Genomic DNA, 8394 nt, shown 5'->3' with positions numbered 1-8394 from the left:
GCGACAACCTGAAGTTCGAAGTCCAGCTGATCGCCCCGATCGCCATGGAAGACGGCCTGCGCTTCGCCATCCGTGAAGGCGGCCGCACCGTCGGCGCCGGCGTGGTCTCCAAGATCATCGAGTGATCTGACCTGATCGGGAGGTCCGCGTCCCTGGCGGCGCGGGCCTCCCCTGACCGACTCCGGGGTGTGCTCACGGGCGCACCCTTTCGCAAGAAAGCCTCCTACGTGGGCCGTCAATGACGCCGGTCCACCTCTTGGAGAGACAAGCCCGCGAAAGGCTGACACAAGATGGCAATTCAGAGCCAAAACATCCGGATCCGGCTGAAGGCCTTCGATTACCGGGTGCTGGACGCCAGCACGCAGGAGATCGTCCAGACGGCGAAGCGCACCGGCGCCTCCGTCCGCGGCCCGATTCCGCTGCCGAACAAGATCGAGAAATTCACGGTCCTGCGCGGCCCCCACATCGACAAGAAGTCCCGCGACCAGTTCGAGATCCGCACCCACAAGCGGCTGCTCGACATCGTGGACCCGACGCCCCAGACGGTGGACGCGCTCATGAAGCTCGACCTCGCCGCCGGCGTCGACGTCGAAATCAAGGTGTAAGGAGGGCAGTGGACATGTTGCGCTCTGGTATCATCGCGAAGAAGGTCGGCATGACGCGGATCTTCCAGGAAGACGGCAAGCAGGTCCCCGTGACCGTGCTTCAGCTCGACAAGCTTCAGGTCGTGGCCCAGCGGACCGCGGACAAGGACGGCTATTCCGCCGTTCAGCTCGGCTGCGGCACTGCCAAGGCCAAGCGGACGACCGCCGCGCTGCGCGGTCACTTCGCCAAGGCCTCGGTCGAGCCCAAGCGGAAGGTCGCGGAGTTCCGCGTCGCCCCCGAGAACCTCATCGAGGTGGGCGAGGAGATCACCGCCGACCACTACTTCGAGGGTCAGTTCGTCGACGTTTCGGGCACCTCGATCGGTAAGGGTTTCGCCGGCGCCATGAAGCGGCACAACTTCGGCGGTCTGCGCGCCACGCACGGCGTGTCGATCAGCCACCGTGCCCACGGCTCCACCGGCCAGTGCCAGGACCCCGGCAAGGTGTTCAAGGGCAAGAAGATGGCCGGCCACATGGGCGCCGTGCGCGTGACCACCCAGAACCTGCAGGTCGTCAAAACCGACGCCGACCGCGGGCTCATCATGGTCAAGGGCGCGGTCCCCGGCTCCAAGGGCGGCTGGGTCACGGTCAAGGACGCGGTCAAGAAGCCGACGCCGGAGAACCTGATCTACCCCGCCGCGCTGAAGTCCGCCGCGGACGAGGCCAAGCGCCTTGCCGAGGAAGCTGCGAAGCAGGCCGAGGAAGAGGAGCGCGCCGCCGAGGAAGCGCGCCTCGCCGAGGAAGCCGCGCAGCAGGAAGCCGCGCTCAAGGAAGCCGAGGAGCAAATCCAGTCCGAGAGCGAAACCGGCCAGGACGGCGAAGACGCCTCCAAGCCGAAGGGAGACGACAATGAAAGCTGACGTCATCAAGCTGGACGGCGGCACGGCGGGCTCGGTCGAGCTCGACGAGGCTCTCTTCGGCCTCGAGCCGCGGACCGACATCCTGCACCGCGTCGTGCGCTGGCAGCGCAACAACGCCCAGCAGGGCACGCACAAGGTGAAGACCCGGAAGGAGACCTCGTACTCCACCAAGAAGATCTATCGTCAGAAGGGCACCGGCGGCGCACGCCACGGTGACCGCAACGCGCCGATCTTCCGCAAGGGTGGTGTCTACAAGGGCCCCGTTCCGCGCAGCCACGGCCACGAGCTGACCAAGAAGTTCCGCAAGCTCGGCCTGCGCCACGCGCTCAGCGCCAAGGCGAAGGCTGGCGAGCTGGTCATCCTCGAGAACGCCGAGACGGAAGGCAAGACCTCCGCCCTGGCCAAGCAGGTCAAGGACCTGGGCTGGAAGCGCGCGCTCGTCATCGACGGTGCCGAGGTCAACGACGGCTTCGCCCGTGCGGCCCGCAACCTGGAAACCGTGGACGTGCTGCCCTCCATGGGCGCCAACGTCTATGACATCCTCAAGAGTGACACCCTGGTGATCACGAAGGCGGGTGTCGAAGCCCTGGAGGCCCGACTGAAATGACCGCGAAGCCGGAACACTACGACGTGATCGTCAAGCCGGTCATCACCGAGAAGTCCACCATGGCCTCCGAGGCCAATGCCGTGGTCTTCGAAGTGGCGACGGCGGCGTCCAAGCCGCAGATCAAGGAAGCCGTCGAAGAGCTCTTCGGCGTCAAGGTGAAGGCCGTGAACACGACCATCACCAAGGGCAAGCAGAAGCGCTTCCGTGGCCAGCTCGGCCGCCGCAAGGACGTGAAGAAGGCCTACGTCACCCTCGAAGAGGGCAACAGCATTGACGTGAGCACCGGGCTCTAATACTGGAGCCCATCGCTCGGCCCCGGTGATCCCGGGGCCGCGCGTTTTTGGTCGGTAGGGCGGGTCGCAATCCCGCCATGCCGGCCGCGCGTCGGGTGGGGCTCGAGCCCACCGTGCGCCTACCACCGGGGACCTTCGGGGCCCTTCATCTCGCCGGGGTCGCCTTGCGCGCACTCCGCAAAGCAACGGAAAGACAGTAAACATGGCACTCAAGTCGTACAAACCGACGACGCCTGGCCAGCGCGGGCTGGTTCTGATCGACCGTTCGGAGCTTTGGAAAGGACGCCCTGTTAAGTCCCTCACCGAGGGTCTTTCGAAGCACGGCGGCCGGAACAATACCGGACGGATCACCATGCGTCGCCGCGGTGGCGGGGCCAAGCGCCTCTACCGCGTCGTGGATTTCAAGCGCCACAAGCGCGACGTCGAGGCGGTCGTCGTCCGCATCGAATACGACCCCAACCGCACGGCCTTCATCGCCCTGGTCCAGTACACGGACGGTGAGCAGGCCTACGTCCTGGCGCCGCAGCGCCTGGCCGTCGGCGACAAGATCGTCGCGGGCGAGAAGGTCGACATCAAGCCGGGCAACGCGATGCCCTTCACCGGCATGCCGATCGGCACGATCGTCCACAACATCGAGCTGAAGCCCGGCAAGGGCGGTCAGCTTGCGCGCGCCGCGGGCACCTACGCCCAGTTCGTCGGCCGTGACGGTGGCTATGCCCAGATCCGGCTCTCCTCGGGCGAGCTGCGCATGGTCCGCCAGGAATGCATGGCGACGATCGGTGCCGTGTCGAACCCCGACAACAGCAACCAGAACCTCGGCAAGGCCGGCCGCAACCGTCACTACGGCAAGCGGCCCAGCGTCCGCGGCGTCGTGATGAACCCGGTCGACCACCCGCACGGCGGCGGCGAAGGCCGCACCTCCGGCGGCCGGAACCCGGTCACGCCGTGGGGTGTGCCCACCAAGGGCAAGCGCACCCGCCACGTCAAGAAAGAGAGCTCGAGGCTGATCCTCCGCTCGCGGCACGCTCGGAAGAAAGGGCGCTAAGACATGACACGTTCCGTCTGGAAAGGTCCGTTCGTCGATTCCTACGTGCTCAAGAAGGCCGAGAAGGCCCGCGAGAACACCCGGAACGACGTCATCAAGATCTGGTCCCGCCGTTCGACGATCCTGCCCCAGTTCGTGGGCCTGACGTTCGGCGTCTACAACGGCCAGAAGCACATCCCCGTCAACGTCTCCGAAGACATGATCGGCCAGAAGTTCGGTGAATACGCACCGACCCGGACCTACTATGGTCACGCGGCCGACAAGAAAGCGAAGCGGAAGTAAGAGTCATGGGCAAGGAAAAGAACCCCCGCCGCGTGGCCGATAACGAAGCGATGGCCAAGACCCGCATGCTTCGCACGAGCCCGCAGAAACTGAACCTGGTCGCGCACATGATCCGCGGCAAGAAGGTCGAGAAGGCCCTCACGGACCTGACCTTCTCCAAGCGCCGGATCGCCGAGGACGTGAAGAAGTGCCTTCAGTCCGCGATCGCCAATGCCGAGAACAATCACGGCCTGGACGTCGATGAGCTCATCGTCGCCGAGGCCTGGGTCGGCAAGAACCTGGTGATGAAGCGGGGCCGGCCCCGTGGCCGCGGCCGCTTCGGACGGATCATGAAGCCGTTCTCGGAAATCACCATCAAGGTGCGTCAAGTCGAGGAGCAAGCCTAATGGGTAACAAGGTCAATCCGATCGGCATGCGCCTTCAGGTGAACCGCACCTGGGACAGCCGCTGGTACGCCGATACCAAGGACTACGGCGACCTGCTGCTCGAGGACATCAAGATCCGCGAGTTCATCAAGCAGGAATGCAAACAGGCCGGCGTCAGCCGCGTGATCATCGAGCGTCCGCACCGCAAGTGCCGCGTCACGATCCATACCGCGCGTCCGGGCGTCATCATCGGCAAGAAGGGCGCCGACATCGAGGTGCTGCGCAAGAAGCTCGGCAAGCTCACCGACTCCGAGCTGCACCTCAACATCGTCGAAGTCCGCAAGCCCGAGCTCGACGCCCAGCTCGTGGGTGAGAGCATCGCCCAGCAGCTCGAGCGCCGGGTCTCGTTCCGCCGTGCCATGAAGCGCGCGGTGCAGAACGCGATGCGGATGGGTGCGCTCGGTATCCGGGTCAACGTCGCGGGCCGCCTCGGCGGCGCCGAGATCGCCCGGACGGAGTGGTACCGCGAGGGCCGCGTGCCCCTGCACACGCTCCGCGCCGATATCGACTACGCCCACAGCGAAGCCCAGACCCCCTACGGGATCATCGGGATCAAGGTCTGGATCTTCAAAGGCGAGATCCTCGAGCACGATCCCCAGGCCCGTGACCGCAAGGCGCAGGAGCTTCAGGACGGCCCCGCCCCGCGCGGCGCGCGCGGCCGGTAAGGAGTAGAACCGATGCTTCAACCGAAACGGACAAAGTTCCGCAAGCAGCACAAGGGCCGGATCAGCGGCGCCGCCAAGGGTGGCTCCGACCTGAACTTCGGCACCTTCGGCCTCAAGGCGCTGGAGCCCGAGCGGGTCACCGCCCGCCAGATCGAAGCCGCCCGCCGGGCCATGACGCGCCACATGAAGCGTCAGGGCCGGGTCTGGATCCGGATCTTCCCCGACGTGCCCGTCACGGCCAAGCCGATCGAGGTGCGGATGGGTAAAGGTAAGGGTTCGGTCGATCGCTGGGCCGCCAAGGTCAAGCCGGGCCGTGTCATGTTCGAGATCGATGGCGTCTCCGAGGACGTCGCGGTGGAGGCCCTGCGTCTCGCTGCGATGAAGCTGCCGATCAAGACCCGCACGATCCAGCGCGAAGACTGGTAAGGAGACGGCCGGTCGCCGGCCCCTCCGTCGAAACAGAGCGCCCCCGCCTCCCGTGCGGGGGCGCTTTCATTTCGGGGTGTCCAAGCTTGGACAGTGGGTCATCCCCATGATTTCGTGGCAGAAAAGGGTTAACGTTAACCTTTTCCGCGCCGCACCCGGCCTTTCCCGACAAACCGCCTTGGACTATGGCTGAGTCATGACCGATATCCGCTCGCTCTTCGCGACCCGCCTCTACCGCGCCCGGCTCCAGGAGCATGCGCCCGCCGTTGATACCGCGGAACTCGCGGCCTCCTGCTATTCCATCGCCGAGGACGACGAGGCGGGGCAAGAGTGGTGTGAGCGCGAGGGATATCCCGGCTATACCTCCTATGCCTCTCTCACCGATCTGCCCTGGCGCTTCCCGATCTTCGCCGACCTCGTGAAGAGCCTTGATGCCCACGTCGCGGCCTTCGCCGAGGACCTGGAGTTCGACCTCGGCGACAAGGGACTGGTTCTCGAGGACCTCTGGATCAACATCCTGCCGGAGGGCGGGGTGCACGGCAGCCACATCCACCCCCACTCGGTCATTTCGGGGACCACCTACGTGCAGATGCCCGAGGGCACCTCGGCGCTGAAGCTCGAGGACCCGCGTCTGCCCTTCATGATGGCCGCGCCCGCCCGGCAGAAGGGCGCGCGGGAGGAGCTGAAGACCTTCCTCTCGCTGCCGACCGAGGCCGGGGATGTCCTGCTCTGGGAGAGCTGGCTGCGCCACGAGGTGCCGATGAACATGGCCGAGGACGACCGGATCTCGGTGAGCTTCAACTACAAGTGGGAGTAGGGCGGCCAGGGCCTTGGCGGGTGGTGGGTTGAAAACCCACCCTACGGGCTCGGCACGGCGGCGAAGGGGGGCTGTGGCTTGAAAACCCGCCCGCCGCGGGAAGAGCGCCGGGGCAGGGCTCCCGGAAAGGCTTGCCAAGTTGGCTTTTGGCGACTAAGAGGCCCCCTCATCCATCCTCCACCGGGAATCAGGGTGACCCCGCGCGAAACGGGCTGGGGCCCTCCGGTGATGTTGAAAACACGAAGGAAGAGGCGACATGACCGCCAGCGACCTGCGCGACAAGACTCCGGACGAGCTCCGCGACCAGCTTGTCGCCCTCAAGAAAGAGGCCTTCAACCTGCGCTTCCAGCAGGCCACCGGCCAGCTCCAGAACACCGCGCGCATGCGCTCCGTCCGCCGCGACGTGGCCCGCGTGAAGACCATCCTGAACGAAAAGGCCGCATCGGCCGCGGCGGAGGCGTAAGACATGCCCAAGAGAATCCTTCAAGGCACCGTCACCTCCACGCAGAACGCGCAGACCGTCACGGTCTCCGTCGAGCGCCGCTTCACGCACCCGGTTCTCAAGAAGACGATCCGGAAGTCGAAGAAGTACCGCGCCCACGACGAGCAGGAGAAGTTCAACGTCGGCGACACCGTCCGCATCATCGAGTGCGCGCCGAAGTCGAAAACCAAACGCTGGGAGGTGGTGGCCGAGTAAGCCCCCACAGTCCGGTTTGAACGAAACCCTGGGGGAGCTAACGAGAACAGCCCCCAAAGGTCGGGAGAAACCTAAATGATCCAGATGCAGACCAATCTGGATGTCGCTGACAATTCCGGGGCCCGGAAGGTTCAGTGCATCAAGGTGCTCGGCGGCTCTCACCGCCGGTACGCATCGGTCGGCGACATCATCGTCGTCTCCGTCAAGGAAGCGATCCCGCGCGGCCGCGTGAAGAAGGGTGACGTCCGCAAGGCCGTCGTCGTGCGCACCGCCAAGGAAGTCCGTCGCGACGACGGCACCGCGATCCGCTTCGACCGCAACGCGGCCGTGATCCTCAACAACAACAACGAGCCGGTCGGCACCCGTATCTTCGGGCCGGTCGTCCGCGAGCTGCGCGCGAAGAACTTCATGAAGATCATCTCGCTCGCTCCGGAGGTGCTGTGATGGCTGCCAAGATCAAGACCGGCGACAAGGTCGTCGTGCTCGCGGGCAAGGACAAGGGCAAGACCGGTGAGGTCTCCTCCGTTCTTCCCGACAAGGGCAAGGCCGTCGTCGACGGCGTGAACATGGCCGTGCGCCACCAGCGCCAGTCCCAGACCAACCAGGGCGGCCGCCAGCCCAAGGCGATGCCGCTGGATCTTTCCAACCTCGCCCTGGTCGACGCCAACGGCAAGGCGACCCGCGTCGGCTTCCGCGTCGAGGACGGCAAGAAGGTCCGCTACGCCAAGACCACGGGAGACGTGATCTGATGCTCGACACGACCGATTATACCCCGCGTCTCCGCACCCTCTTCCGCAGCGACATCAAGCCTGCGCTGAAAGAGGAGTTCGGATACAAGAACGACCTGCAGATCCCGCGGCTCGAGAAGATCGTGCTGAACATCGGGGCTGGCTCCGAGGCGGTGAAGGATTCGAAGAAGGCCAAGTCGGCCGCCGACGACCTCACCCTCATCACCGGCCAGCAGGCCGTTGTGACCAAGGCGAAGAAGTCGATCGCCGGCTTCCGCGTCCGCGAGGACATGCCGCTCGGGGCCAAGGTGACCCTCCGCGGCGACCGGATGTACGAATTCCTGGACCGCCTCGTCACGATCGCGATGCCCCGCATTCGCGACTTCCGCGGCGTGAAGCCCAGCTTCGACGGCCGCGGCAACTTCGCGATGGGCATCAAGGAGCACATCGTTTTCCCCGAGATCAACTTCGACAAGGTCGACGAGGTCTGGGGCATCGACGTGATCATCGTGACCACCGCGAAGACCGACGCCGAAGCGAAATCGCTGCTGAAGCACTTCAACATGCCGTTTAACGCGTAAGGACCAGGACCATGGCAAAGAAATCCATGATCGAACGCGAGAAGAAGCGCCAGCGCCTGGTCGAGCAATACGCGGCCAAGCGCGCGGCTCTGAAAGAGATCGCGAACGACGAAAGCAAACCGATGGAAGAGCGGTTCAAGGCGCGCCTCAAGCTCGCCAAGCTGCCCCGCAATTCCTCGCCCACCCGCCTTCACAACCGCTGCCAGCTGACGGGGCGTCCCCACGCCTACTACCGTAAGCTGAAGATGAGCCGGATCGCCCTGCGCGAACTGGGCTCCACGGGCCAGGTGCCCGGCATGGTGAAGTCGAGCTGGTAAGGAGGGC

Annotated in this window: 17 protein-coding genes; all 17 read left to right on the top strand. The window is 65.2% G+C overall.

Annotation, left to right across the window (positions count from 1 at the left end):
* A partial coding sequence (locus tag F3S47_RS05390; RefSeq protein WP_449768860.1) for an EF-Tu C-terminal domain-related protein occupies positions 1-125 on the top strand: 125 nt, incomplete at its 5' end.
* A 171-nt stretch (positions 126-296) separates the two neighbouring features.
* Positions 297-605 (top strand): 30S ribosomal protein S10, encoded by a 309-nt coding sequence (gene rpsJ / locus F3S47_RS05385; RefSeq protein ID WP_150444234.1) that lies wholly within the window; start codon positions 297-299, stop codon positions 603-605.
* Between the two features lie 14 nt (positions 606-619).
* Positions 620-1504, top strand: coding sequence for a 50S ribosomal protein L3 (gene rplC / locus F3S47_RS05380; RefSeq protein ID WP_150444155.1), 885 nt, complete (start codon positions 620-622; stop codon positions 1502-1504).
* On the top strand, positions 1494-2111 hold the full coding sequence (gene rplD / locus F3S47_RS05375) for a 50S ribosomal protein L4 (RefSeq protein ID WP_150444154.1): 618 nt from the start codon (positions 1494-1496) through the stop codon (positions 2109-2111). The genes rplC and rplD overlap by 11 nt, the downstream gene beginning before the upstream one ends.
* The gene (locus F3S47_RS05370; RefSeq protein WP_150444153.1) at positions 2108-2404 is read left to right on the top strand and encodes a 50S ribosomal protein L23; all 297 of its coding nucleotides are present in this window, start codon (positions 2108-2110) and stop codon (positions 2402-2404) included. Before rplD ends, F3S47_RS05370 begins: the two co-directional genes overlap by 4 nt.
* Before the next feature lie 202 nt (positions 2405-2606).
* Positions 2607-3449, top strand: coding sequence for a 50S ribosomal protein L2 (rplB, locus tag F3S47_RS05365; protein ID WP_150444152.1), 843 nt, complete (start codon positions 2607-2609; stop codon positions 3447-3449).
* 3 nt (positions 3450-3452) lie between these two features.
* The gene (gene rpsS, locus F3S47_RS05360) at positions 3453-3731 is read left to right on the top strand and encodes a 30S ribosomal protein S19 (RefSeq protein ID WP_150444151.1); all 279 of its coding nucleotides are present in this window, start codon (positions 3453-3455) and stop codon (positions 3729-3731) included.
* A 5-nt stretch (positions 3732-3736) separates the two neighbouring features.
* Entirely contained in the window at positions 3737-4117 is a 381-nt protein-coding gene (gene rplV / locus F3S47_RS05355) for a 50S ribosomal protein L22 (protein WP_150444150.1), read from the top strand.
* Positions 4117-4821, top strand: coding sequence for a 30S ribosomal protein S3 (rpsC, locus tag F3S47_RS05350; protein WP_150444149.1), 705 nt, complete (start codon positions 4117-4119; stop codon positions 4819-4821). Before rplV ends, rpsC begins: the two co-directional genes overlap by 1 nt.
* 12 nt (positions 4822-4833) lie before the next feature.
* Positions 4834-5247: a 50S ribosomal protein L16 gene (rplP, locus tag F3S47_RS05345; RefSeq protein ID WP_150444148.1), complete on the top strand. Its 414-nt coding sequence runs from the start codon at positions 4834-4836 to the stop codon at positions 5245-5247.
* A gap of 196 nt (positions 5248-5443) precedes the next feature.
* Positions 5444-6064: a TIGR02466 family protein gene (locus F3S47_RS05340; RefSeq protein WP_150444147.1), complete on the top strand. Its 621-nt coding sequence runs from the start codon at positions 5444-5446 to the stop codon at positions 6062-6064.
* A gap of 256 nt (positions 6065-6320) precedes the next feature.
* A complete protein-coding gene (gene rpmC / locus F3S47_RS05335; protein ID WP_150444146.1) occupies positions 6321-6527 on the top strand; it encodes a 50S ribosomal protein L29 in 207 nt (68 codons plus the stop codon).
* Between the two features lie 3 nt (positions 6528-6530).
* The gene (gene rpsQ, locus F3S47_RS05330) at positions 6531-6761 is read left to right on the top strand and encodes a 30S ribosomal protein S17 (RefSeq protein ID WP_150444145.1); all 231 of its coding nucleotides are present in this window, start codon (positions 6531-6533) and stop codon (positions 6759-6761) included.
* Positions 6762-6836: 75 nt separating this feature from the next.
* Complete coding sequence (gene rplN / locus F3S47_RS05325) at positions 6837-7205, top strand: 50S ribosomal protein L14 (protein WP_150444144.1); 369 nt, start codon at positions 6837-6839, stop codon at positions 7203-7205.
* Complete coding sequence (gene rplX, locus F3S47_RS05320) at positions 7205-7510, top strand: 50S ribosomal protein L24 (RefSeq protein ID WP_150444143.1); 306 nt, start codon at positions 7205-7207, stop codon at positions 7508-7510. The genes rplN and rplX overlap by 1 nt, the downstream gene beginning before the upstream one ends.
* Positions 7510-8070, top strand: coding sequence for a 50S ribosomal protein L5 (gene rplE / locus F3S47_RS05315; protein WP_150444142.1), 561 nt, complete (start codon positions 7510-7512; stop codon positions 8068-8070). Before rplX ends, rplE begins: the two co-directional genes overlap by 1 nt.
* Before the next feature lie 11 nt (positions 8071-8081).
* Entirely contained in the window at positions 8082-8387 is a 306-nt protein-coding gene (rpsN, locus tag F3S47_RS05310) for a 30S ribosomal protein S14 (protein WP_150444141.1), read from the top strand.
* Positions 8388-8394: the final 7 nt, after the last annotated feature.

This window comes from Histidinibacterium aquaticum, assembly GCF_008710275.1.
Classification (GTDB): Bacteria; Pseudomonadota; Alphaproteobacteria; order Rhodobacterales; family Rhodobacteraceae; genus Oceanicola; species Oceanicola aquaticus.
This window is presented reverse-complemented; position numbering and strand designations above follow the sequence as displayed.

What these genes read in the sequence shown, in the direction of transcription:
- rpsN (WP_150444141.1), top strand. Translation starts at nt 8,082, where the DNA reads ATGGCAAAGAAATCCATGATCGAACGCGAGAAGAAGCGCCAGCGCCTG.
- rplV (WP_150444150.1), top strand. Translation starts at nt 3,737, where the DNA reads ATGGGCAAGGAAAAGAACCCCCGCCGCGTGGCCGATAACGAAGCGATG.
- rpsQ (WP_150444145.1), top strand. Translation starts at nt 6,531, where the DNA reads ATGCCCAAGAGAATCCTTCAAGGCACCGTCACCTCCACGCAGAACGCG.
- rplP (WP_150444148.1), top strand. Translation starts at nt 4,834, where the DNA reads ATGCTTCAACCGAAACGGACAAAGTTCCGCAAGCAGCACAAGGGCCGG.
- rplB (WP_150444152.1), top strand. Translation starts at nt 2,607, where the DNA reads ATGGCACTCAAGTCGTACAAACCGACGACGCCTGGCCAGCGCGGGCTG.
- rplD (WP_150444154.1), top strand. Translation starts at nt 1,494, where the DNA reads ATGAAAGCTGACGTCATCAAGCTGGACGGCGGCACGGCGGGCTCGGTC.
- rpmC (WP_150444146.1), top strand. Translation starts at nt 6,321, where the DNA reads ATGACCGCCAGCGACCTGCGCGACAAGACTCCGGACGAGCTCCGCGAC.
- rplC (WP_150444155.1), top strand. Translation starts at nt 620, where the DNA reads ATGTTGCGCTCTGGTATCATCGCGAAGAAGGTCGGCATGACGCGGATC.
- rplX (WP_150444143.1), top strand. Translation starts at nt 7,205, where the DNA reads ATGGCTGCCAAGATCAAGACCGGCGACAAGGTCGTCGTGCTCGCGGGC.
- rpsS (WP_150444151.1), top strand. Translation starts at nt 3,453, where the DNA reads ATGACACGTTCCGTCTGGAAAGGTCCGTTCGTCGATTCCTACGTGCTC.
- rplE (WP_150444142.1), top strand. Translation starts at nt 7,510, where the DNA reads ATGCTCGACACGACCGATTATACCCCGCGTCTCCGCACCCTCTTCCGC.
- F3S47_RS05370 (WP_150444153.1), top strand. Translation starts at nt 2,108, where the DNA reads ATGACCGCGAAGCCGGAACACTACGACGTGATCGTCAAGCCGGTCATC.
- rplN (WP_150444144.1), top strand. Translation starts at nt 6,837, where the DNA reads ATGATCCAGATGCAGACCAATCTGGATGTCGCTGACAATTCCGGGGCC.
- F3S47_RS05340 (WP_150444147.1), top strand. Translation starts at nt 5,444, where the DNA reads ATGACCGATATCCGCTCGCTCTTCGCGACCCGCCTCTACCGCGCCCGG.
- rpsC (WP_150444149.1), top strand. Translation starts at nt 4,117, where the DNA reads ATGGGTAACAAGGTCAATCCGATCGGCATGCGCCTTCAGGTGAACCGC.